General features: G+C 67.3%; 19 protein-coding genes and 2 tRNA genes. 9 read left to right on the forward strand and 12 right to left on the reverse strand.

Going from position 1 to position 22,527, the window contains the following annotated elements:
- Window positions 1-51 precede the first annotated feature (51 nt).
- The 9 genes from prmC to argS all read right to left on the reverse strand — a co-directional run bounded on the left by prmC (window position 52) and on the right by argS (window position 11,839).
- The gene (prmC, locus tag ACFWO8_RS25405; protein ID WP_378963600.1) at window positions 52-921 is read right to left on the reverse strand and encodes a peptide chain release factor N(5)-glutamine methyltransferase; all 870 of its coding nucleotides are present in this window, start codon (window positions 919-921) and stop codon (window positions 52-54) included.
- Window positions 922-1,062: 141 nt separating this feature from the next.
- A complete protein-coding gene (gene prfA, locus ACFWO8_RS25410) occupies window positions 1,063-2,142 on the reverse strand; it encodes a peptide chain release factor 1 (RefSeq protein ID WP_378963602.1) in 1,080 nt (359 codons plus the stop codon).
- A 216-nt stretch (window positions 2,143-2,358) separates the two neighbouring features.
- On the reverse strand, window positions 2,359-2,595 hold the full coding sequence (rpmE, locus tag ACFWO8_RS25415) for a 50S ribosomal protein L31 (protein WP_067447685.1): 237 nt from the start codon (window positions 2,593-2,595) through the stop codon (window positions 2,359-2,361).
- A 220-nt stretch (window positions 2,596-2,815) separates the two neighbouring features.
- Window positions 2,816-4,882: a transcription termination factor Rho gene (gene rho / locus ACFWO8_RS25420; RefSeq protein ID WP_378963604.1), complete on the reverse strand. Its 2,067-nt coding sequence runs from the start codon at window positions 4,880-4,882 to the stop codon at window positions 2,816-2,818.
- A 361-nt stretch (window positions 4,883-5,243) separates the two neighbouring features.
- A complete protein-coding gene (thrB, locus tag ACFWO8_RS25425; RefSeq protein ID WP_378963743.1) occupies window positions 5,244-6,170 on the reverse strand; it encodes a homoserine kinase in 927 nt (308 codons plus the stop codon).
- A 25-nt stretch (window positions 6,171-6,195) separates the two neighbouring features.
- Window positions 6,196-7,290 (reverse strand): threonine synthase, encoded by a 1,095-nt coding sequence (gene thrC / locus ACFWO8_RS25430; RefSeq protein ID WP_378963607.1) that lies wholly within the window; start codon window positions 7,288-7,290, stop codon window positions 6,196-6,198.
- Window positions 7,291-7,384: 94 nt separating this feature from the next.
- Entirely contained in the window at window positions 7,385-8,725 is a 1,341-nt protein-coding gene (locus tag ACFWO8_RS25435; protein ID WP_378963608.1) for a homoserine dehydrogenase, read from the reverse strand.
- Window positions 8,722-10,143, reverse strand: a complete 1,422-nt coding sequence (gene lysA / locus ACFWO8_RS25440; RefSeq protein ID WP_378963609.1) for a diaminopimelate decarboxylase — start codon at window positions 10,141-10,143, stop codon at window positions 8,722-8,724. The genes ACFWO8_RS25435 and lysA overlap by 4 nt, the downstream gene beginning before the upstream one ends.
- 34 nt (window positions 10,144-10,177) lie before the next feature.
- On the reverse strand, window positions 10,178-11,839 hold the full coding sequence (gene argS / locus ACFWO8_RS25445; RefSeq protein WP_378963610.1) for an arginine--tRNA ligase: 1,662 nt from the start codon (window positions 11,837-11,839) through the stop codon (window positions 10,178-10,180).
- 89 nt (window positions 11,840-11,928) lie between these two features.
- On the opposite strand from argS, the gene ACFWO8_RS25450 reads away from it, so the two are divergent.
- The 3 genes from ACFWO8_RS25450 (at window position 11,929) to ACFWO8_RS25460 (ending at window position 13,727) form a co-directional block, all read left to right on the forward strand.
- Window positions 11,929-12,816 carry a DUF3105 domain-containing protein gene (locus tag ACFWO8_RS25450; RefSeq protein ID WP_378963611.1) on the forward strand — a complete coding sequence of 296 codons (888 nt, stop codon included), beginning with the start codon at window positions 11,929-11,931 and terminating at the stop codon, window positions 12,814-12,816.
- Complete coding sequence (locus tag ACFWO8_RS25455) at window positions 12,816-13,541, forward strand: DUF305 domain-containing protein (RefSeq protein WP_378963612.1); 726 nt, start codon at window positions 12,816-12,818, stop codon at window positions 13,539-13,541. The genes ACFWO8_RS25450 and ACFWO8_RS25455 overlap by 1 nt, the downstream gene beginning before the upstream one ends.
- A gap of 113 nt (window positions 13,542-13,654) precedes the next feature.
- Window positions 13,655-13,727: transfer RNA gene (locus tag ACFWO8_RS25460), tRNA-Arg, on the forward strand.
- 195 nt (window positions 13,728-13,922) lie between these two features.
- On the opposite strand, the gene ACFWO8_RS25465 is transcribed toward ACFWO8_RS25460, so the two are convergent.
- Together ACFWO8_RS25465 and ACFWO8_RS25470 are read right to left on the reverse strand one after the other, a co-directional pair.
- Complete coding sequence (locus ACFWO8_RS25465; RefSeq protein ID WP_378963613.1) at window positions 13,923-14,603, reverse strand: hypothetical protein; 681 nt, start codon at window positions 14,601-14,603, stop codon at window positions 13,923-13,925.
- Window positions 14,590-15,201 (reverse strand): TetR/AcrR family transcriptional regulator, encoded by a 612-nt coding sequence (locus ACFWO8_RS25470; RefSeq protein WP_378963615.1) that lies wholly within the window; start codon window positions 15,199-15,201, stop codon window positions 14,590-14,592. Before ACFWO8_RS25470 ends, ACFWO8_RS25465 begins: the two co-directional genes overlap by 14 nt.
- A 417-nt stretch (window positions 15,202-15,618) precedes the next feature.
- Between ACFWO8_RS25470 and ACFWO8_RS25475 the strand changes: the two genes are divergently transcribed.
- From ACFWO8_RS25475 to ACFWO8_RS25490, 4 genes are all read left to right on the forward strand, one after another.
- Window positions 15,619-16,215 carry a hypothetical protein gene (locus ACFWO8_RS25475; RefSeq protein WP_378963616.1) on the forward strand — a complete coding sequence of 199 codons (597 nt, stop codon included), beginning with the start codon at window positions 15,619-15,621 and terminating at the stop codon, window positions 16,213-16,215.
- Between the two features lie 145 nt (window positions 16,216-16,360).
- Window positions 16,361-17,383 carry an iron ABC transporter substrate-binding protein gene (locus ACFWO8_RS25480; RefSeq protein ID WP_378963618.1) on the forward strand — a complete coding sequence of 341 codons (1,023 nt, stop codon included), beginning with the start codon at window positions 16,361-16,363 and terminating at the stop codon, window positions 17,381-17,383.
- A complete protein-coding gene (locus tag ACFWO8_RS25485) occupies window positions 17,384-18,937 on the forward strand; it encodes an ABC transporter permease (RefSeq protein WP_378963620.1) in 1,554 nt (517 codons plus the stop codon). It abuts the gene before it with no gap.
- A 109-nt stretch (window positions 18,938-19,046) separates the two neighbouring features.
- On the forward strand, window positions 19,047-20,105 hold the full coding sequence (locus ACFWO8_RS25490) for an ABC transporter ATP-binding protein (RefSeq protein WP_378963623.1): 1,059 nt from the start codon (window positions 19,047-19,049) through the stop codon (window positions 20,103-20,105).
- A 114-nt stretch (window positions 20,106-20,219) separates the two neighbouring features.
- Here the strand turns inward: ACFWO8_RS25490 and ACFWO8_RS25495 are convergent, their stop codons facing one another.
- Window positions 20,220-21,653 (reverse strand): RNA-guided endonuclease TnpB family protein, encoded by a 1,434-nt coding sequence (locus tag ACFWO8_RS25495; RefSeq protein ID WP_378963624.1) that lies wholly within the window; start codon window positions 21,651-21,653, stop codon window positions 20,220-20,222.
- 170 nt (window positions 21,654-21,823) lie between these two features.
- Here ACFWO8_RS25495 and ACFWO8_RS25500 point away from each other — a divergent pair.
- Together ACFWO8_RS25500 and ACFWO8_RS25505 are read left to right on the forward strand one after the other, a co-directional pair.
- Window positions 21,824-21,894 (forward strand) — tRNA-Cys (locus ACFWO8_RS25500).
- 40 nt (window positions 21,895-21,934) lie between these two features.
- Window positions 21,935-22,522 (forward strand): MarR family winged helix-turn-helix transcriptional regulator, encoded by a 588-nt coding sequence (locus tag ACFWO8_RS25505; RefSeq protein WP_378963625.1) that lies wholly within the window; start codon window positions 21,935-21,937, stop codon window positions 22,520-22,522.
- The last annotated feature ends 5 nt before the right edge of the window (window positions 22,523-22,527 follow it).

Here is a 22,527-nt window from a genome sequence, read left to right on the forward strand (position 1 = left end):
GGTCGGTGTTTGCCGCTAACGAACTGACGTCGTCGTCGGACTCGGTCAGGATCAGCGGCGGGCGACGACGAAGCGGGGCTTGTCGGCGAGGTCGGTGTGTTCGACGATGTCGGTGAAATCGGCGTCCGCGAGTAGCGCCGCTACTCCCCCGCCGTTCGTGTCGTCGTGTTCGATGCCGGTGGCGCCTCCGGGGCGCAGGAGGCGGGCGATGGTGGGGGTCATCGCGCGAATGATGTCGAGGCCGTCCGGGCCGCCGAAAAGGGCACGGTGGGGGTCGTGGTCGGCCACCTCGGGGTCGAGGATCGCGTCTTCGGGGATGTAGGGCGGATTGGTGACGACCAGGTCGACGCGGCCGGTCAGGCCGGTGAGCAGGGCTGGGTCGGTGACGTCGTCGGCGTGCAGGGTGATCGGAGTGTCGCCCTCGGCGATGCGGGTGTCGGCGTTGCGGCGCGCCCAGATAAGCGCGTCGGCGTCGAGTTCGACAGCGTGGACCTCGGCGTCGGGGCGGGCGTGCCCGATAGCGAGCGCCAGCGCGCCCGACCCGGTACACAGGTCGACGACGACCGGTGTGTGGTCGTGCGGGAGGGTCCCGAGGTAGGCCAGAGCCCACGCGAACAACAGTTCGGTCTCCGGGCGCGGCACGAACACCCCGGGGCCGACGGCGAGGTCGATGTCGCCCATCGCTGCCGTTCCGATCAAGTGCTGCAACGGAATCCGCGCGGCCCGCTGTTCGATCAGCGCGCGGTACCGATCGGCGATCTCGGGCTCGACCATCGGGATCAGCGCCAGCCGCATGCGCTCGGTGCCGAGCACATGGGCGGCCAGGTTCTCCGCATCCGGCAGGGGCGAACCGACACCCGCCTCAGCCAGACGCGCGGCGGCTTCGATGATCAGCGGACGCAACCGGAGTCGCTCGGTCACTGGATCACCCCGCGTACCCGGGTGCCCTGCGCGGTCACGCGGGCCCCACTTCCGGGCGCTGACCGCTGATGGCGACAGTATTCGGCACGCTCGCGCGCCCGGTGGTTACGCGGACTGCCGCCGCCGAACAGCTCATGTCGGTTACTCGGCAGCCATGCGCGCGTCGCGATCGGCCTTGCCGAGCGCGTCGAGGAGCGCGTCGAGGTCACCATCGAGGACGGCATCGAGATTGTGCGATTTGAAACCGATGCGGTGATCGGCGATCCGGTTCTCCGGGAAGTTGTAAGTCCGGATCCGCTCGGAACGGTCGACCGTGCGGATCTGGCTGGCGCGACCGGCCGCGGCTTCCTGGTCGGCCTGTTCCTCGGCCAGTGCTTGCAGCCGGGCGGCGAGCACCTGCATGGCGCGCGCCTTGTTCTGCAGCTGGGAGCGTTCGTTCTGGCAGGTCACCACGATGCCCGAGGGCAGGTGGGTGATGCGGACCGCGGAGTCGGTGGTGTTGACGCCCTGGCCGCCCTTGCCGGAGGACCGGTAGACGTCGATGCGCAGGTCGGTCTCGTCGATCTGCACCTGCTCGACCTCGTCGGGCTCGGGGTAGATCAGCACGCCCGCGGCGGAGGTATGAATGCGGCCCTGCGATTCGGTCACCGGCACGCGCTGCACCCGGTGCACCCCGCCTTCGAACTTGAATCGCGACCACACCCCGTCGCGCGCGGCGTCCTTGCTCTTGATCGACAGCGTCGCGTCCTTGTATCCGCCCAGGTCGGAATAGGTGACGTCGAGCGTCTCCACCTTCCACCCGTGCCGCTCGGCGTAGCGGATGTACATGCGCGCCAGATCCGCCGCGAACAGCGCCGATTCCTCGCCGCCCTCGCCGGACTTCACCTCGAGCACCACGTCGTCGCCGTCGTGCGGGTCGCGCGGGGCGAGCAAGTCGGCAAGAGCCTGCTCGAGCTCCACCAGCTGCGTTTCCAGCCCCGGCACCTCCGCGGCGAACGAGGCGTCGTCGGAGGCCAGCTCACGGGCGGCCTCCAGGTCGTCGCGCACGGTCTCGAGCTTGCGATAGGTGCTCATCACCGGCGCCAACTCGGCGAATCGCTTGCCCACCCGTCGCGCCGCACCCGCGTCGTTGTGCAACGACGGATCGGCGAGCTGAGCCTCGAGGCCCGAGTACTCGGCCAGCACGTCGTCGATGGCGGAGGGAGCCGTCTGGTCGGCCATGCGTTGAGCTCCTACTTGAATGGTCACGGCTGGGGAGGTCTTGACCGGGCCGAAGGCCCTTCTCGGCCGCCTCGATCTGGACTGACTGGAGGGTGCGACGAAGGAGTGCCCGGAGGGAGGGAAGATCGAGGCCGACAGGCCGAGAACCGCGGCGCCCGCGCCGCCAAAAACCAACGCCCGGCCTGCTGATGCAGTACCGGGCGTCGGGGGAGGTAACTAGGAGGCGTCTTCGGCCTTCTTGGCACCCGCGCGCTTGCCGTAGCGAGCCTCGAAGCGAGCCACGCGGCCGCCGGTGTCGAGGATCTTCTGCTTGCCCGTGTAGAACGGGTGGCACTGCGAGCAGACCTCGACCGAGATCTGGCCGGACTCCTTGGTGGAGCGAGTCTGGAAGGTGTTGCCGCAACCACACACAACGGTGGTCTCGACGTACGTGGGGTGGATTCCTGCCTTCATGGGCGTCCTCTCGATAATGGTCGCCGGGTCGTAGCCCCATGGAGTGGAGTACGTGAACCGGAACCGACTAGGCGGGAGTCTGCGAGAACTCGCAGACACACAGCGGTCCAGTATGCCAGATCAGGCCGCACCCACTCAGAACACCCCCCACCTCCAGTTTGTTCCCCGGAAAACAACAAGGGCCCCGCCGGAGCGGAGCCCTTGTCGCAGTCCTAGACGATCACTCGTCGAGAGCGCTCGGTGCGGTCTTGGAGACCGTCATCAAGAACTCGAGGTTGTTCTTGGACTTGCGCAGACGATCCATCAGCAGATCGATCGCCTGGTGCGAATCCAGACCCGACAGCACACGCCGCAGCTTGTGCACGACCGCCATCTCGTCGGGCGAGAGCAGCAGCTCGTCGTGCCTGGTGCTCGACGGGTTGATGTCCACCGCGGGGAACACGCGCCGCTCGGCGATCTTGCGATCGAGCTTGAGCTCGGCGTTGCCGGTGCCCTTGAACTCTTCGAAGATCACCGTGTCGCCGGTGGAACCGGTCTCCACCATCGCCGTGGCGATGATGGTGAGCGAGCCACCGTTCTCGATGTTGCGGGCCGCGCCGAGGAAACGCTTCGGCGGGTACAGCGCGGTCGAGTCGACACCACCGGAGAGGATGCGGCCCGAGGCAGGCGAGGAGTTGTTGTACGCACGACCCAATCGGGTGATCGAATCGAGCAGCACCACAACGTCTTTGCCCATTTCCACCAGACGCTTGGCACGCTCGATGGCGAGCTCGGCGACGGAGGTGTGGTCACCCGGCGGGCGGTCGAAGGTGGAGGCGATGACCTCACCCTTCACCGAACGCTGCATGTCGGTGACCTCTTCGGGACGTTCGTCGACCAGGACAACCATGAGGTAGCACTCGGGGTTGTTGATCGAGATCGCGTTGGCGATGTCCTGCATGATCGTGGTCTTACCCGCCTTGGGCGGGGACACGATCAGCGCACGCTGGCCCTTACCGATCGGCATGATCAGGTCGATCACGCGCGTGGTGAGCTTGTTCTGCGCCGTTTCCAGGCGCAGCCGCTCGTTCGGGTACAGCGGGGTCAGCTTCTGGAATTCCGGCCGACGACGCGCCGCTTCCAGCTCACCGCCGTTGATGGTGTCCAGGCGAACCAGCGGGTCGAACTTCTGTCGCTGGTTGTTCTGCTCGCCGTCGCGCGGGGCACGCACCGCACCGGTGATCGCGTCACCGCGGCGCAGGCCGTTCTTGCGGACCAGGTTCATCGACACGTACACGTCGTTGGGGCCGGCGAGGTAGCCGGAGGTCCGCACGAACGCGTAGTTGTCGAGGACATCGAGAATGCCGGCGACCGGCTGCAGAACGTCGTCCTCGCGAATGTCGTAATCGCGGGCCTCGCTCTGGCCACCGCCGACGGGACCACCATCGCGGTCACGGCCACGACGGCGCTCACGGAATCGACGACCCCGGCGACCGCGGCCACCTTCCTCGTCGTCACCACCGCGGTCGTCGCGGGGACCGCGATTGCCGCCGCTGTTGCCGTTCTGGCTCTGATTCTGGTTGCGCTCGTTCTGATTACGGTCGCCGCCGGTGCGCTCGCCACGGTCGTTGCCGTTGCGGTCGTTACCGCCACGCTCGCCACGCTCGCCACGCTCGGCGCCGTTGCGGTCGCCTCGATCGCGTCGGCGTTCGCCCTGGTCGCCACCCTCGGCCTTGTCGGCCTGCTTGGTCTCTTCGGCGCGGTTCTCGGCGGGGGCATTGTCGCCACCACCGGAACGGGCCTGGTCACGCCCACGGCGCTGCCTGCCACGACCACGCTGACCACCATCGCGACCGGAATCCTCGCCTGCGTCGGCGGGGGCATCGGTCTTGACCTGCTCGGTCGCGGCCGGTGCGGCCGGAGCCTCGACGGTCTTGGCCTCGGCAGCCTTGGCCTCGGCAGCCTTGACCTCGGCGGCCTTGACCTCGGCGGGAGCCTGCTTCTCGGCGGGCGCGGCCTGCTTCTCGGCCTTTGCGGGCTTATCCACCTTCGCGGGCGCTTCGGTCTTGGCAGGCGCTTCGGTCTTGGCGGGCGCGTCGTTCGCGACAGGCGCGGTGGCCGTCACGGCGGCGGCGGGCTTGTCGCCCTTGGCAGGCGCTCCGGATTGATTTTCCTTGATAGCGGCGATGAGATCGCCCTTACGCATTCCGGAGGTACCTCGGATACCGAGCTCCCCCGCCAGTGCGCGCAACTGCGGCAACAGCATTCCAGTCAGCCCCGATCGTGCGACGTCGGTTTGTTCGCTCATTTTCGAAATCTGTCCGGATTCACTTTCGCGGCTGCCCGAGTTCGTAGGGTTGGAATCCACCCCGGGTGTCGCGAGCAGGTCCGTTTCTGTCACGGAAGTCCTTTCCTTCCCTCGAATGCCGTGTGCTGATTCGAGGGTTCCGTTCCGTAGACCCGGCAACATATGCCGAGCTCGGATTATGCGTCCATGTTCGACGCCTGTGCCGTACTACCCGCCGCGGGAGGACCGGAGGCCTTCGCCACCAGAAGACAGTGGTGAGGGGAGCGATTGCCCTGATGAAGCACCGGCGTCTGATGCGCACGATGTACGGACTTGCTCAGAATAGCTGCCTATTGCGAACAACGGCAAGGCAGGCACGCCGTCAGTCGATCGATACCCCGTCTGCAATGCCCGGTTCGACCACCCGCAGACCGTCCAATTCAGCCTGTTTGCGCAGGTCATCGGGGAATTCTTCGGTGGCCAAGGCCAGAATTGTCGGGCCGGCGCCCGAGACCGTCGCGGCGATACCCGCGGCGCGCAGCCGCGCGATCCACTGGGTTGTCAGCGGTAGCGCGGGGGCACGCTGGGCTTGGTGCAACCGGTCGGCGGTGGCCGACATCAGCAGATCGGGGCGTTCGGTCAGCGCGACGACGGCCAGCGCCGCCCGGCTGACATTGAACGCCGCGTCACCGTGGGGCACCTGCTCGGGCAGCAGCCCACGGGTGTGCGCCGTGGAGGAGCGCTCCTGCGGGATCAGGACTACCGGGCGCAGCGCGGGCGCCGGGGTGAGCCGCACGGCCCGGTAGGCGCGGGCCTGCGCGGCATCGGTTTCGGTCCACGACACCACGATTGCGCCGAGCACGCTGGCAGCGGCATTGTCGGGGTGGCCTTCGAACTCCGAGGCGAGCTGCACCAGCCGGTCGTCGTCCATGCGCAGCTCGGGGTCGAACTTCGCGGCCAGCCCGGCGCCCGCGGCCAGCCCGCCGACCACGGCCGACGCGCTCGAACCCAGCCCACGCGAGTGCGGAATCACGTTGCGGCACACCACGTCGAGACCGTCGGCCCACACACCAAGCGATTCCAGTCCACGCTCGATCGCGCGGACCACCAGATGCGTTGGGCCCCAAGGCACGTCGTCGGCGCCTTCACCCTCCACCCGGATGTCGAGTCCCGATTCGGTAGTGCGCACCACGATTTCGTCGTAGATGCCCAATGCCATTCCCAGGCAATCGAATCCGGGACCGAGATTGGCCGTGGAGGCAGGAACACGCACGGTCACTTCGAGACCGGCGGGCAGGGTCGCTGTCATCAGCGTGGGCTCGGGTGCTGCCAACTCAGGCCAGCTCGAGTTCGCGGGCGATGGCGATCGGGTCGACGGCGATCGGCTTGACCTCGGGCATTCCGGCCAGCGCGTTGTCGGGGTCCTTGAGACCGTTGCCGGTGACGGTGCACACGACGGTCAGCCCCGAATCCAGCCAGCCTTCCGCGCGCGCGGCCAGCAGGCCGGCCACGCTCGCGGCCGAGGCGGGCTCGACGAAGACGCCCTCTTTCGCGGCGACGAGGCGGTAGGCGGCCAGGATCTCGTCGTCGGTGGCCGCGCGGAACGCACCACCGGACTGCTCCTTGGCCTCCATCGCACCGTTCCACGACGCCGGGGCGCCGATCCGGATCGCGGTCGCGATGGTCTCCGGGTCCTTCACCGGCGCGCCGTTGACCAGCGGCGCGGCACCGGCGGCCTGCACGCCGAGCATGCGCGGCAGCACCGAGGTGATGCCGTCGGCGTGGTATTCGCGGTAGCCACGCCAGTAGGCGGTGATGTTGCCCGCGTTACCGACCGGCAGCACGTGCACATCGGGCGCCTTGCCGAGCACATCGCAGATCTCGAACGAGGCGGTCTTCTGGCCTTCGATACGCGCCGGGTTCACCGAGTTCACGAGGCCGACCTGCGGGAACTCGGCGGTCACCTTGCGCGCCAGCTCGAGGCAGTCGTCGAAGTTGCCCTCGACCTGGATGATCTTGGCGCCGAGCATCACGGCCTGGGCCAGCTTGCCCATCGCGATCTTGCCCTGCGGGATCAGCACCGCGCACTCCATGCCCGCGCGGGTGGCGTACGCCGCGGCCGAGGCCGAGGTGTTGCCGGTCGACGCGCACAGCACGGCCTTCTGACCGCGGTACTTGGCGTCGGTCATCGCCATCGTCATGCCGCGGTCCTTGAACGACCCGGTGGGGTTGGCACCCTCGACCTTGAGATACACCTCGCAGCCGGTGAGCGCGGACAGGTGCGGCGCGGGGACCAGCGGGGTACCGCCCTCGAACAGGGTCACCGGCTCCCAGTCGGCCGCACCGGCCAAGCGGTCGCGGTAGGCAGCGATCAGACCGGGCCAGCGCGAGTGCACGCCCAACTGCGGTGCGATTCCAGTCGAGCTCATGCGATCGCTCCCTGCATCGAAACGAACCCCTGCGTAAACATTTTGCCTGTGTACACATCGGTGCGAATGTCGGCGACACCGCGCACATTCCGAGTCATTCTTCGGTGCCTTCCAATCTGAGAACGCTGGTCACAGCGGTGACGGATTCCATGTCCGCCAATACGGCGACAGTATCTGCCAGCGACGACTCCACCGCATGGTGGGTGACGACCACGAGCCGGGCGCCGTCGCCGTGGCCCTGCTGACGCACGGTCGAGATGCTCACCCCGTGCTGGGCGAAGGTGTCGGCGACCGCGGCGAGTACGCCGGGACGGTCCTCCACCTGCAGGTTCACGTGGTAGCGGGTGGGGGTGTCGCCGATCGGCGCGATCGGCAGCTCAGCATAAACCGATTCGCCGGGTGCGCGACCACCGTAGAACTTGTTACGCGCGGCCATCACCAGGTCACCGAGCACGGCCGACGCGGTGGGGGCGCCACCGGCACCCTGCCCGTAGAACATCAGCCGACCGGCGTTGTCGGCTTCGACGACAACAGCGTTGAACGCACCGTTGACCGATGCGAGGGGGTGCTTGCGCGGGATGAGCGCCGGGTAGACGCGCACCGAGACGCGATCCTTGCCGCCCTCTTCCAGCGTCGGCTCGCCCGGACCGGCCGAGACGCGCTCGCAGATGGCGAGCAGCTTGACCGTGCAGCCGACGGCCGACGCGGTCTCCAGGTCTTCGGCGGTGATCTTGGAGATGCCTTCGCGGTAGACATCGGCCGCGGTCACGCGGGTGTGGAACGCCAGCGAGGCCAGGATCGCGGCCTTGGCGGCGGCGTCGTAGCCTTCGACATCGGCGGTGGGGTCGGCCTCGGCGTACCCGAGGGCGGTGGCCTCGGCGAGCACGTCGTCGTAGGCGGCGCCGGTCTCGTCCATCGCGGAGAGGATGAAGTTGGTGGTGCCGTTGACGATGCCGACGACCTTGTTCACCCGGTCACCCGAGAGCGACTGGATCAGCGGCCGGACCACCGGGATCGCCCCGGCGACGGCGGCCTCGAAGTACAGGTCGGCGCGGCTGCGCTCGGCGGCGGCGGCGAGTTCGCCGGTGTAGTCGGCCAGCAGCGCCTTGTTCGCGGTGACGACGGACTTGCCCGCGCTGAGCGCGTCGCCGATCAGCTTGCGGGCTGGGTCGATGCCGCCCATGACCTCGACGACCAGGTCCACGTCGTCGCGGGCGACGAGCGCGGCGGCGTCGGTGGTGAGCAGTTCGGCGGGCAGACCGCGGTCCTTGCTGATGTCGCGCACCGCGACACCGCGCAGCACGAGCGGCGCGCCGACGCGCGAACGCAGGTCATCGGCGTGCTCGCGCAGCACGCGAACCACCTCGGTGCCGACGGTGCCCATCCCGAGCACGGCTACGCCGAGTGGACGCCCCGCATCGTTGGTGCCGTTCATTCTTCCACCTCCAGGCTGAGCAGGTCCGCCACCGTTTCCCGGCGCAGAATCAGACGAGCCGCACCGTCTCGTACCGCGACCACGGCGGGTCGGGTGAGCAGGTTGTAGCGGCTCGACATCGAGTAGCAGTACGCGCCGGTCGCCGCGACGGCCACCAGGTCGCCGGGGGCGGCATCGGCGGGCATCCAGGTGTCACGAATGACGATATCGCCACTCTCGCAATGCTTTCCGACCACACGCGCGACGACGGCATGAGCGTCCGACGAGCGCGAGACCAGACGGCAATCGTAGTCGGCCTGGTACAGCGCGGGGCGGATATTGTCGCTCATCCCGCCGTCCACGCTGACGTAGCGACGGCGCGCGCCACCGTCGAGTTCGACATCCTTGATGGTGCCGACCTCGTAGAGGGTGACGGTGCCGGGGCCCGCGATGGCACGGCCCGGTTCGACTGCGATGGTCGGCTCGGGCAGCCCGGCCCGAGCGGCCTCAGCGGCGACCAGGGCGCGCAGCTTGGTGGCGAATTCGCCCAGCGGCGGCGGGTTGTCGTTCGGCAGGTACGAAATGCCGAGACCGCCACCCAGATCCAGGGTCGAGATCTGCGCGGTGCGGTCGATGCCGAACTTGTCGATGGCCTCGCGCAGCAGGCCGAGCATGCGGCGCGCGGCGATCTCGAAGCCGTCGAGTTCGAAGATCTGCGAGCCGATGTGGCTGTGCAGGCCGACCAGGCGCAGGTTGTCGGCCTCGAAGACACGGGCCAGCGCTTCCATGGCGTCGCCACCGGCGATCGAGAAGCCGAACTTCTGGTCCTCGTGGGCGGTGGAGATGTATTCGTGGGTGTGCGCCTCGACGCCGACGGTCACGCGGACCAGCACGTCCTGCACCACGCCCGCCGCACCGGCGACCGCTTCGAGTCGCTCGACCTCGTAGAGCGAGTCGACGACCACGTGACCGACACCGGCCGCGACGGCCGCTTCGAGCTCGGGCACCGACTTGTTGTTGCCATGTAGCGCGATCCGCTCGGCCGGGAACCCGGCGTTCAGCGCGACCGCCAGCTCGCCACCGGAGCACACGTCGAGGGACAGGCCCTCGTCGCGGATCCAGCGCGCGATCTCGCCGCACAGGAACGCTTTGGACGCGTAGTGCACGCGAGCATTCGGCCCGAACGCGGCGACCATGTCGCGGCAGCGCGAGCGGAAGTCGTCCTCGTCGATCACGAACAGCGGCGTGCCGAACTGCTCGGCGAGCGCGGTGACGGGCACGCCCGCCAGCGCGACCACACCGTCGTCAGCGCGCGCGGCATTGCGCGGCCAGACGTTCGCGGGGAGGTCGATCATCTCCCTCGGGTCGGTCGGGCGCTCGGCCAGACTCGGTGCGTGCGGGATCTCTGCGTGCCGGGGACCGGCCGGGTGTGCACTCATTTCGGTGCGTCCTCTCTGAAAAGAATGCCGGTGTTCACATGCGCTCCGGTGCGCTCACGCCGAGCAGGGCCAGGCCGTTGGCCAGCACCTGACGGGTCGCCTTGACCAGTTCGAGCCGGGCCGCGTTGAGTTCGGTGACGGCGTCGTCGCCCTTGGGGAGCACGCGCATATCGTCGTCGGACTGGAACGGGTGGTAGACACCGGCCAGCTCTTCGAGGTAGCGGGCGATGCGGTGTGGTTCGCGGGTATCGGCGGCGGTGGCGACCACGCGCGGGAAGTCGCCGAGGGTGCGGATCAGATCACCTTCGCGACCCGACGTCATCAGCGCGAAATCCGGTGCGATAGAAGCGAATTCGGGATATTTCGCGGCATTGCCGATGATGCTGTTGGTCCGCGAGTGCGCGTACTGGACGTAGTAGACCGGGTTCTCGCTGCTCGCCTTGGTCCACAGGTCGAGGTCGATGTCGATGCTCGAGTTCACCGAGGAACGCGCCAGCGAGTAGCGCGAGGCGTCGACGCCGATCTGCTCGACCAGGTCGTTCAGGGTCACCACGGTGCCGGCGCGCTTGCTCATCTTCACGGCGACGCCGTCGCGCACCAGGTTCACCATCTGCCCGATCAGCACCTCGACGGTGTCGGGGTTGTCGCCGAACGCGGCCGCGGCGGCCTTCAACCGGCCGATGTAGCCGTGGTGGTCGGCGCCGAGCATGTAGATGGCCAGGTCGAAGCCGCGGCCACGCTTGTTCTGGAAGTAGGCGATGTCACCGGCGATGTAGGCGGCGTTGCCGTCGCTCTTGAGGACCACGCGGTCCTTGTCGTCGCCGTACTCGGTGCTGGCGATCCACCACGCACCGTCTTTCTCGTACAGGTTGCCCGAGTTCTTGAGCTGCTCGACGGCCTGTTCGACGGCGCCCGAGGCGAACAGTTCGCTCTCGTTGAAGTACACGTCGAAATCGGTGCCGAACTCGTGCAGGTCCGCCCGGATCTGGGCGAACATCTGCTGCACGCCTTCGCTGCGGAACACCTCGTGACGCTCGTCGGCGGACAGGGTGAGCACGTCGGGATGCGCGGCGACGATGCCCGCGCTGATCTCGGCGATGTACTCGCCCGCGTACCCGTCCTCGGGGGTCGGCTCGCCCAGCGCGGACGCTACGAGGGATTTCGCGAAGCGGTCGATCTGCGCGCCGTGGTCGTTGAAGTAGTACTCCCGGGTCACGTCGGCGCCCTGAGCGGCCAGGATGCGACCCAGCGCGTCACCGACCGCGGCCCAGCGAGTGCCACCGAGGTGCACCGGCCCGGTCGGGTTCGCGGAGACGAATTCGAGGTTGATCTTGGTACCCGCCAGCGCGAACCCGGTGCCGTAGATGTCACCCGCGGCCAGGATCTGGCTCACGATCGCGCCCTGCGCCGAGGCGGCGAGACGGATGTTCAGAAAGCCGGGACCGGCGATCTCGGCCACATCGATGCCCTCGGTCGCCGACAGCGCCTCGGCCAGCCAGCCGGCCAGCTCGCGAGGGTTGGTTCCGACCCGCTTGGCCACCTGCATGGCCACATTCGTGGCATAGTCGCCGTGTTCGGGGTTGCGCGGGCGCTCCACTGTGACCTGCTCGGGCAGGACCGACGAGTCCAGTCCGCGTTCGACAAGCACCTTCGCCGCGGTGGTACGAAGGAGATCTGCAAGGTCAGCTGGAGTCACGAGTCTCTATCCTATTGGCTGGGCCCCTTGCAACCACGACCGCCCGCCATGAACCCACCGATCCACACGTCGAAAGAGCACAACGAGCGATGCCTAGCAGGACCAGCGCCACATCAGCCAAGGCCGTGCGGGCCGCGGGGAAGTCGTCTCCGTCCCGCAAGACCCGCAAGAGCAACCTTCCGGGCAAGAAGCGGGACACGCCATGGGCCCTTCTCGGCGCCGGCGTTGCCATCGTCGCGCTGATCGGCCTGCTGGCCTACAGCCTGGTACCCAAGTACCTGGACCAGGCCGCGATCCGCGAAGCCCAGACCGACCTCAAGGAATGGGTTCCCTCCAAGGAGAACCAGGACCCGTCGGCCAAGATCGACGGCGTCGTGAAGTCGGAGTACCCGGCCGGCCTGCACGTGACCGCCAGCCAGCGCGTGGCCTACGACAAGACCCCCGCCTTCGGTGGCCCGCACGACGGCGCGTGGGCGAACTGCACGGGCACCGTGTACGCCAAGCCGATCCGCATGGAGAACGCGGTGCACTCGCTCGAGCACGGTGCGATCTGGATCGCGTACAACCCCGACAAGGTCGACGCGGCCGGTGTCGAGAAGCTGTCGAACTTCGTCAAGGGCCGTCAGTACTCGCTGATGTCGCCGTACCCGGGTCTGGACTCGGCGATCTCGCTGCAGTCGTGGGGCCACCAGCTCAAGCTGGACAACGCCGACGACGCGCGAATCAAGCAGTTCATCTCCGCCCTGCGCGAGAACCCCTACGCCTACCCCGAGGTCGGCGCGAGCTGCTCGAACCCGATCTTCGACGCGAACAACCCGCCGCCGTTCGACTCCACCCCCTACGGTCCGGAAGCGGTGCCGATGGACGGTAAGGGCCTGACCCCCGACGCGACCGAACTCGGCGGCGGTGGCACCGGCTCCGGCATCCCCGGCCTGCCGAACATCCCGGTGCCGGGCGGCCTGCCCTCGGGTCAGTAGTGAGCGCGCAGGAAGAGAGCACGGTCGAACCCGACGACATCGCACCCGAGCCGAGCGCGCGACGCCCGGCCGGGGCGGTGCTCGTCCTCGGCGCGATCGGCCTGCTGCTGCTCGGCGCGGTGGCGGGCGTGCTGTTGCGGATGCCGCTGGAGAAGAACTCCGAACCCGAGCCGAGCGCTGTCGATATCGGTTTCAGCCAGGACATGTCGGCCCACCACGCGCAGGCCGTCGACATGGCCGGGGTGGCGCTGATCGCCTCGACCGACAACGACGTGCGCCGCCTCGCCTACGACATCCTGACCACCCAGCAGAACCAGATCGGCCGCATGCAGGCCTGGTTGCAACTGTGGGGCGAGTCCAACCAGAACGTCGACGGCTACATGGGCTGGATGACCGACGAGCACGGCAGCACCGGCCACCACGGCGGTGCGACGGCCGGACCCGCGATGTCGGGCCCGATGCAGTCGATGCCAGGGATGGCGAGCCAGGAGGAGATGACCGCGCTTCGCCAGTCCACCGGCCCCGCCCTCGACACGATGTTCCTGCAACTGATGCTGCGCCACCACCAGGGCGGCGTCCCGATGCTCGACTACGCCGCCGAGCACGCCGACACCACCGCGGTCCGCACCCTGGCCGCCACCATGTCGAAAACCCAAGAGGGCGAATCCCAGCTGATGACCACCATGCTCGCCACTCGCAACGCCACACCCCTGCCCTTCGAGTGACCACCGCGGCCGGACCCGGCCCAACCCCCGGTCCGGCACGGTTTTTGGCGCACCGCACTCGATGCGATACGCTGTCGCTGCCCGATCGCCTCACCGCGACCGGCATCTATCCCGCCCTCGTAGCTCAGGGGATAGAGCGTCTGCCTCCGGAGCAGAAGGCCGCAGGTTCGATTCCTGCCGAGGGCACACACGAAGAAGGCCCCCGACCAGCGCATCAGCTGGCGGGGGCCTTTTTCGTCGGTGTGGAGCGGCTGAGCATCCTCGGTCATCGGCATTTCAGGATGCTTCGGGTGTGCACGCTACGTACTGTCTCGCCTGCTCGCTGAATCCGAATATCCGCACTTCCGTGCGGTTCCCGGCCGCTGCGTGCGCGAGGATCTCTCATGTCACCCGCCGGTACTCCTGTCGCTTGTCGCGATCGCGCACGATGATGCCCAGCGCCTGCAGGCGCCGGTGGAGGTCCGATGCGGTGTCGGACTCGTTGTCGGACAGAGCGCTTCGACGCCGACGAAGAAGCTCGTGGGCCTGTTCGTCGAGGTCGGGGTGTCCATTGGTCCAACGGGTGAACGTGCCTTCATGGGGGTTGGCATCGGTCCAGGGATAGCGATGTGCGCTGAATGCGTCGGTGACCGCGCGTGCGTCCAGGTCGTCAGCGTTGCGTCGGGCGAGTTCGCGCTCCGTCGAGTCGATGAGAACCAGGTCCTTGCCCTCGCGGAACACCGCGTGCACCTTCGATCGAGGAATGTAGAGTTCGTCAGCGTCCACGCTCAGGAGTACGCCGTCGGAATCGACTGTGATAGCGAGGGATTCACCGATTGCACGGAGGGCGAGCACGACGCCTGCGGCGATGCCGACGATGGTGAGGATCGGTACCGACCAGGTTGTGGGGAGTTCAGCGAGGATCTCGAGTGGTCCGGGCACGGTGGGCCAGGTGTTGACGGCCCAGCGCGACATCGGGGGTGCAGCGAAACCGAGCCCGAACCCGGCGACGGCGCAGACCGCGGCGAGTGTCCACGGGGCTGCGGGGGCGATAGCGATTCGGGTCGCGTCACGCTTGGTCATTCGATGCCCGTTCCTCGTGTCCGGTGAGGTAGCGCAGCACAATCGTGCGGATTGTGTCGACCGGCTCCACCGCGCCGGGATCGCTGGCGTACAGGAACGCCGAATCGGCGATTGCGCGAATCCACGTCGCGGTCGCGGAAGGGTCGAGTGCGGGGTCGATCAAATCGTGTGCCCGACGCAGCAGGTGCGTCAGTCCCGCATTCACTATGCCGTCGTTCTCCTCGAGGATCGTGGCGAGGAGCGGGTCGTGTCCGACTTGCCGGATCACCTCCACCACGAGCCCAGCCGCCGCGGGGTCTGTGGCGGGTTCGACGAGTTCGGCCACCATGTCGAGAATCGCCGCGAGTGGATCTCCCGGCTCGCTGTGGCGTTCGACGAGCGCTCTTGATGTGGCGAGATCTTGCTCGAAGATCGCCCGGAACACACCACGCTTGTCACCGAAATAGTGGAACACCGTCGCGGAACTGAGGCCGACGGCATGAGCGATCGCGGTCACGGGGGTGGCGTCGAAGCCCCGCTCGGCGAACAGCACCGCTGCGGCGCCGGTAATGGCAGCGCGACGTTGGGCTTGAAGTGCGGGATCGGCAGTGCGGGCCATGGTCATCAGGCTAACAATTGATTGACTGACTAGTCAATCAATCAGGGTGTCGTCGTGCCGGCCTGCGCTGACTGCCGGTAACCACTACGACCCCGGAACGGACGAGCCGCACGAGGAGATCTCCGCCGAGTCCGCCGAGCGATTCATCGAGAGTTGGCGCGCATCGAGGGCGAGCCGAGAGGCCGAAGTCGAGCCGTGATCGATCCAGCGCCGACATCCGCGACAGCTGAGTGCGCGCAGGATGACAAGAGGGGGTTTCGCGCAGCGTGGCGGATGATCGGCCGAATTTGGCCGGACCGGATCGGCAGGCTACGGTACGCCGAAAGCTTGGTGTACCCAGTTTCGATTTTGGTTTGATCTCGCACGGTTCCATAGGTTTTGGGGGTCAACGCCCCCGATGACATCAGGAGCGTTGCCATGACGAATCCACAAGAGCCCGTCGATCCGGGGATGCCGTCCGGGCCGCCGGGGTATCCGCATGCGGGGTCCGGGACCGGGGGGCCGCCGGGGCCCGAGTATCCGGGTGGGCCCGATGTGTTCGCGCCGCCGCCTGCGCCGAAGAAGAAGCGGACCGGGTTGTTCATCGCGCTCGGTGTTGTCGCGCTGGTGGTGATCGGCGCCGTGGTTACCGGCGTAGTGCTCACGATGCAGGGGCGTACGCCGTTGTCGTCAGACGAGACGCAGATCGATGTCGCGGTGCGCGATTTCTACGACACGCTCGATTCCGAGGGTTTCATCGCCGCCGCGCAGCTGGCCTGCCAGGCCGACCGCACCGAGATCGACAATCTCACCACCGAGCAGCGCGAGCAGTTCGACAAGGCGACCGTCCAGGTGACCATCGACGATGTCAAAGACATCGTCATCACCGGTGACAATGCGAAAGCGACGGTGACCGGACAGTTGACGCTGTCGGTGGAGGGCGAGGAACCCGATACCGAGTCGAGCACCGAGGAGCACCTCACCAAGGAAGACGGCACCTGGAAGATCTGCTCGGCGCCGGCCAACAAACACTGACCGAACACCCGGCGAGGGCTCCCGGCATCGCCCGGAACCACCGTCACCTGATTTCGCCGGTCGTACGCATCCCCGCACGTCACGCGGGGTATCTTCCTTAGGTAAGCCTCATCATAGGATGGGGATCCTTGGTGGAAGGACGCGAATGACCTCGCGCAGTTGGAAACCCCTGGCCGGGCTGATGGCGGTCGCCGTGGCGACGCTCGGCCTCAGCGCCTGCTCCTCCTCCTCGGGCAGCGCCGACGAGATCACCGTCTACAACGCCCAGCACGAGTCGCTCACCAAGGAGTGGGTCGCGGCGTTCACCGCGGAGACCGGCATCAAGGTCACCCTGCGGCAGGGTGGTGACACCGCGCTCGGCAACCAGCTCGTCGCCGAGGGCGCCAACTCCCCCGCCGACGCCTTCCTCACCGAGAATTCCCCCGCCATGGCGCTGGTGGAGAACGCGGGCCTGTTCGCCGATGTCGACAAGGCCACCCTCGACCAGGTGCCTGCCCAGTACCGGCCGTCCACCGGCAAGTGGACCGGAGTCGCTGCTCGCGCAACGGTTTTCGTTTACAACAAGGACAAGCTCCAGACCACCGGGCTGCCCGCCTCGCTGCTGGATCTCGCGCAGCCGCAGTGGCAGGGCCGCTGGGCGGCGGGCACATCCGGCGCCGACTTCCAGGCGATCGTGGCAGGTTTGCTCGCCTTGAAGGGCGAGGACGTCACCCGCGCCTGGCTGCGTGGCATGAAGGCCAACGCGACCAGCCTGCAGAACAATGTCGCGACCATGAAGGCGGTCAACGGGGGCAATCCCGATGGTGGCGTGATCTACCACTACTACTGGTACCGCGACCAGGCCAAGACCAAGGAGGGCAGCGCGAACACGGCGCTGCACTACTTCAAGAACCAGGACCCCGGCGCCTTCGTCAGCGTGTCGGGCGCCGGCGTGCTGAAGTCGAGCAAGAAGCAGGAGTCCGCGCAGAAGTTCCTGGCCTTCATCACCGCGAAGAAGGGCCAGGAGGTGCTGCGCGACGGCGATTCGATGGAGTACCCGGTGGCCAGCGATGTCGCCGCGAACCCCGCCTTGCCGCCACTGGCCGACCTGCAGGCACCCGCGATCGATCCGAGCAAGCTCGACGCGAAGAAGGTCACCCAGCTGATGACCGAGGCCGGGCTGCTGTAAGTGCGTGCCGCCCTAGCGAAGTCGACACCCCGGGTCGGTCGGCCCGGGGTGTTCGGCACGCTCGTCGCGCTGGTGCTGACGGCGGCGACTTTCGTGCCGCTGGGCTACATCGTCTCGGTGCTGTTCGACACCGGACTGAGTGAGGCTGCCGCGCTGGTGTTCCGGCCGCGGGTGGGTGAGCTGCTGGAGAACACCGCGCTGCTGGTGGTGTGCACGGTGCCGGTCTGTGTGGTGCTCGGGATCGGGCTGGCCTGGCTGGTCGAGCGCACCGATGTGCCGGGACGGGCCTGGTGGGGGCCGGTGCTGGTCGCCCCGCTCGCGGTGCCCGCGTTCGTCAACAGTTATGGGTGGGTGAGCGTCTTCCCGTCGATGCACGGGCTGTCGGCCGCCGTGATCGTGGCGACGATGTCGTATTTTCCGCTGGTGTACCTGCCGGTCGCGGCCACGCTGCGCAGGCTCGATCCGGCGATCGAGGAATCGGCGCGGGCGCTGGGCTCGGGGCCGGTGGCGGTCTTCTGGCGGATCACGTTGCCGCAGTTGCGATTGGCCTTGCTCGGCGGCGCGCTGCTGATCGGCCTGCATCTACTCGCCGAATACGGCGCGTTCGTGATGCTGCGTTTCGACACGTTCACCACGGCGATCTTCGAGCAGTACCAGAGCAGTTTCGCCGGTCCGGCGGGCAGCATGCTCGCGGGGGTGCTCGTGCTGTGCTGCCTGGCCCTGCTCGGTGGGGAGTCGCTGCTGCGCGGCGATGCGCGCTATGCCCGGCTGGGCGGTGGCGCGGCGCGGGCCGGGCGGCCGATCGCGTTGGGTGGGCTGCGGGTGCCGCTGTTCGGCGCACTCGCGGCGGTGGTCGTCGGTGCGCTCGGCGTGCCGCTGTGGACGATCGGGCGTTGGCTGTGGCTGGGCGGATCGGCGGTATGGGATTGCGCGGAAATCGGTGCGGCGCTGGGCCAAACGATCGGCCTGGCCGCTGCCGCCGCCCTGGTCACCACACTGTGTGCCTTCCCCGTCGCCTGGATCGCGGTGCGCTCGACGAGTGCCTTCGCCCGGCTGATCGAGGGTGCCAACTACATCACCAGTTCGCTGCCGGGCATCGTGATCGCACTCGCCCTGGTGACCGTCACCATCCGCTGGACACCGCCGCTGTATCAGACGGTGTCACTGGTCGTGATCGCCTACGCACTGATGTTCCTGCCCCGCGCGCTCGTGAGCGTGCGTGCCGGACTGGCACAGATACCGGTCGGCCTCGAAGAAGTGTCACGATCGCTGGGCGAATCGGCTTCGACCACCTTCTTCCGGGTGACCCTGCGCATGACAGCGCCCGCCGCTGCCTCGGCTGCCGCGCTCGTATTCGTCGCGGTGTCAACCGAACTCACCGCAACCTTGCTCCTGGCACCCACCGGCACCCGCACTTTGGCCATGCAGTTCTGGGCGAAGTCGGGCGAACTCGATTACGCGGCCGCCGCACCGTACGCCCTGATCATGATCATCGCCGCGGTACCGGTGACATACCTGCTGTTCACGCAGTCACGAAAGGCTGCGGGAGTATGAGCACGGCGGCTGTAGCAACCACGCACGACGCCCGAGCGTGTCGGATGAGCCGACCGCATCCGCCCGCGGGCGTGCGTAGTGGATCTCGGCCATTCCGGAAGGACGCAGCATGAGTCGGCTTGTCGTCGAAGGGGTTTCGAAGAGCTTCGGTGCCACCAAGGTTCTCGATCACATCGACCTCGACGTACCCAACGGCACGGCCGCGGCGGTGGTCGGCGCATCCGGCTGCGGCAAGACCACCTTGCTTCGGGTGATCGCCGGATTCGAGGGGCCCGATACAGGTTCGGTGCAACTTGGATCGGAAACCGTTGTCCACCAAGATATTTGCGTACCACCACAGCGCAGGCGAATCGGTTACGTCGCCCAGGACGGCGCCCTGTTCCCGCACTTGAGTGTCGCCGACAATATCGCCTACGGCCTGCGCACCGGCCTGCGCGGCGCCATCGACCGCCTTCGCCCCGGCCGCGATCGCCCTCGCGTCATCGAACTCCTGGCGATGGTCTCCCTCGACCCGGACTACGCGGACCGTAAACCTCATCAACTCTCCGGCGGCCAGCAGCAGCGTGTTGCCCTGGCTCGCGCACTCGCTCGCAAGCCCGACCTCATGCTGCTCGACGAACCGTTCAGCGCCCTCGACACAGGCCTGCGCGCCACCACCCGCCAGGCCGTGGCCGACACGCTGCGCGCCGCGGGCATGACCAGCATCCTGGTCACCCACGACCAGGAGGAAGCGCTCAGCTTCGCCGAACAGGTCGCCGTCATGCGCGCGGGCCGGTTCACGCACGTCGGGCCGCCGCAGCAGGTCTATCACCAGCCCGCCGACCTGTTCACCGCCCGCTTCCTCGGCGATTGTGTCCTGCTCGATGCCCTCTGCGAAGCCGATATCGCCAAGTCCGTGCTCGGTCCCGTTCCGGTCCAGCCAGGCGCCCCCACCGGCGAAGTGACCCTGATGATCCGCCCCGAACAGCTCGCCGCCCAGGTGATCACCGCCGACGAAGCGCACTCCGGCCGCGTCACCGCCGTCGACTTCCGCGGCCCCGACGTCATCTTGACCATCGATCTCGCCGAGGGCGCAGGCACCGTGCGCGTCCGCCGCACCGGCATCGACGCCCCCACCACCACCGACCGCGTCCGCCTCACCGTCCACGGCCCCGCCGTCGCCTACTGACCATTGCGATCACCCTGATCCCGAATCTCATGGCCCAGGCGCGGCTGAGTGGTTTCCAGCATGTCTGGAAATCCGGATGGTTTCCAGACACCGCCCTTCTCGGGCGTCGTCGGTTTACGCCACATGCGTGGCGTGAACGTCGGTTCCCGCGTCTACCGGGCCGGTTTCACCGACACCTACAAGGTGTCGGTCAGCGCCTTCCCGTCGGCGGACATTGGTTACCCGGCCTCCTGCTCGGGGGTCCGGGGATCGTGAAAAGTCCTGTTGCGCCGTCGGCCATTTGGCGAGGTTGACTGCCGCGTTGTGGTCACGATCTGCACGAAAACCACACCCGCAGCAGAACACTCGATCATCCAACGACAGGGCTGGGTTGATTGTGCCGCAGGCAGAGCACTTCTTAGTCGACGGGTACCAGCGATCCGCTGTCGCGAGTGCGCCGCTGCGCCATGCCTGTTTGTAGGACAACAGGCGGGCGAGGTCGGCCCATCCGGCATCGCTGATCGCGCGTGCCAAATAACGGTTGCCGAGCATCCCCGCCACATTCAAGTCTTCGATCACGAGCCGGTCGTGGGTTTTGACCAGCTTGTTAGCGACCTGATGGGCGAAATGACGGCGAACATCAGCGACTCGACGATGGTGGCGTCCCAGCCGGGCGGCGGCCTGCCGATGGTTGAGCGACCCCTTCCGTTTTCGCGACAACGACTTCGCCAGACGGCGTTGCCGATCCAGCTCGGTAACCAAGGATTTGGGCGCGCCGTCGGTGCGGGCGACTTCGGCTCCGTCGGCGGTCGCGGCAACGGAGAAAACTCCCAACCCGCGGTCGATCCCGACCCAACCATCGTCATCGTTGTGTTCTCGCTGCTGGTGATGGTGAGCCGGGTGCAGATCGGATGCTTCGGTGGCCAGACTGATCCACCAGCGGCGCGCCCGGAAGGAGATGGTGACGTAGAGAATCTTCGCCCGTCCCTTGGTGAGCATCCGCCGCAGTCGGCGGGTGTCATCGCGCACCCGGATCGCACCGATCCCAGGCAACGTCACCGACCGCGCGATCTGGCCACCACCGATTCGGATCGCTGTCCATCCGGCCTTGGTGTGTTTATTCCGGATCCGAAACGCCGGGACGGTTGCGGACTTCTTCTTGAACCGGGGAAATCCGACCCTCCTACCTGCACGTTTGCCGGTCCGGGAGTCCGAGAAGGCGATCAGGGCTCGACCACAGTCGACGGCAGCTTCCTCGAAGACTTGTTGGCTTACCTGGGTACGCCACGCCAACCCGGTCACCTGAATCTCGGCGACCCTGTCCGCGCCGACAGCGAAGACCCGTCCTGCGGCTTCGGACTTCTTCCAGGTGTTGAACGCGTTGATCAGATCGAACCGGGTCCACGGGACCGGATGCTCTGGGCAGGTTTTACGTTTGGTGAGAGCGGTTTTCACGAAAGCGAGGCTTTGGTTGAACGAGAACCGGGCCGCCCCGGCGTGCCGGGTGAGCACAACGGACTGCTCGACCGTGGGGTCGAGGCAGTACCGGAAAGTCGTGTGGCGGCTCATCGCGGACGAGTGTGACACAGGACACCGACAGGGTGGCGAGTCGTCCTTGTAGTGGCCGTCGGCTCCCCCAACGGTCTCTGATCAGGCACCCGCCGCCTGCTGATCATTGCGATCACACTGATCCCAACCCCTCGCCGTTGGCACCGGCACACGGCACTATCAATGGCGAGGCGGGCGTGGCTGAGTGGTAAGGCAACGGTCTGCAAAGCCGTTTACGCGGGTTCAATTCCCGCCGCTCGCTCTGTGGGGAAAAGCGGCTGGGTCGTGGAATGATCGGTTTCATGTCACGGCCCAGACCGCTCTCCCATGACCCCATCGCCGAGGCTTACCGGCAGTGGGTCGCCCACGGTTGGGAGTCGGTCGCCGATGGTATGGCGCTGGTGACCTCGCTGGTTCGGGCGCAGCAGATCGTGATGGCGCGCGTGGACGAGGCGCTCAAGCCTTCCGGTCTGACGTTCTCCCGCTACGAACTCCTGCAACTGCTCAGTTTCAGCCGCACCGGCGCCCTGCCGATGGCCAAGGCCAGTGCGCGGCTGCAGGTGCATCCGACGAGCGTGACCAACACCGTCGATCGACTCGAAGCCGCCGGACTGGTTGTTCGCGTCCCGCACCCCAGTGATCGCCGGGCCACTCTCATCGAAATCACCAGCGCGGGAAGGAAATCCGTGGCCGATGCCACGGCGGCGCTGAACGCCGAGGTGTTCGCCGAACCGGGTCTGCCACCCGACCAGGGCCGCGATCTGGTACGACTGCTGGCACAGTTCCGGCACGCCGCCGGCGATTTCGACGCCGATGACCCGGAAAACCTCGCATTCCACGCGACCTGGCAATCGACGGAGGAATCTTCGGCCGATTCCCTTGGCAGCTAGCGCGA

The sequence above is a fragment of the Nocardia sp. NPDC058480 genome (assembly GCF_042720495.1).
GTDB lineage: Bacteria > Actinomycetota > Actinomycetes > Mycobacteriales > Mycobacteriaceae > Nocardia.

What these genes read in the sequence shown, in the direction of transcription:
- prfA (WP_378963602.1), bottom strand. Translation starts at nt 2,142, where the DNA reads ATGGCCGACCAGACGGCTCCCTCCGCCATCGACGACGTGCTGGCCGAG.
- rpmE (WP_067447685.1), bottom strand. Translation starts at nt 2,595, where the DNA reads ATGAAGGCAGGAATCCACCCCACGTACGTCGAGACCACCGTTGTGTGT.
- rho (WP_378963604.1), bottom strand. Translation starts at nt 4,882, where the DNA reads ATGAGCGAACAAACCGACGTCGCACGATCGGGGCTGACTGGAATGCTG.
- thrB (WP_378963743.1), bottom strand. Translation starts at nt 6,170, where the DNA reads ATGACAGCGACCCTGCCCGCCGGTCTCGAAGTGACCGTGCGTGTTCCT.
- thrC (WP_378963607.1), bottom strand. Translation starts at nt 7,290, where the DNA reads ATGAGCTCGACTGGAATCGCACCGCAGTTGGGCGTGCACTCGCGCTGG.
- ACFWO8_RS25435 (WP_378963608.1), bottom strand. Translation starts at nt 8,725, where the DNA reads ATGAACGGCACCAACGATGCGGGGCGTCCACTCGGCGTAGCCGTGCTC.
- lysA (WP_378963609.1), bottom strand. Translation starts at nt 10,143, where the DNA reads ATGAGTGCACACCCGGCCGGTCCCCGGCACGCAGAGATCCCGCACGCA.
- ACFWO8_RS25450 (WP_378963611.1), top strand. Translation starts at nt 11,929, where the DNA reads ATGCCTAGCAGGACCAGCGCCACATCAGCCAAGGCCGTGCGGGCCGCG.
- ACFWO8_RS25465 (WP_378963613.1), bottom strand. Translation starts at nt 14,603, where the DNA reads ATGACCAAGCGTGACGCGACCCGAATCGCTATCGCCCCCGCAGCCCCG.
- ACFWO8_RS25470 (WP_378963615.1), bottom strand. Translation starts at nt 15,201, where the DNA reads ATGGCCCGCACTGCCGATCCCGCACTTCAAGCCCAACGTCGCGCTGCC.
- ACFWO8_RS25475 (WP_378963616.1), top strand. Translation starts at nt 15,619, where the DNA reads ATGACGAATCCACAAGAGCCCGTCGATCCGGGGATGCCGTCCGGGCCG.
- ACFWO8_RS25480 (WP_378963618.1), top strand. Translation starts at nt 16,361, where the DNA reads ATGACCTCGCGCAGTTGGAAACCCCTGGCCGGGCTGATGGCGGTCGCC.
- ACFWO8_RS25490 (WP_378963623.1), top strand. Translation starts at nt 19,047, where the DNA reads ATGAGTCGGCTTGTCGTCGAAGGGGTTTCGAAGAGCTTCGGTGCCACC.
- ACFWO8_RS25495 (WP_378963624.1), bottom strand. Translation starts at nt 21,653, where the DNA reads ATGAGCCGCCACACGACTTTCCGGTACTGCCTCGACCCCACGGTCGAG.
- ACFWO8_RS25505 (WP_378963625.1), top strand. Translation starts at nt 21,935, where the DNA reads ATGTCACGGCCCAGACCGCTCTCCCATGACCCCATCGCCGAGGCTTAC.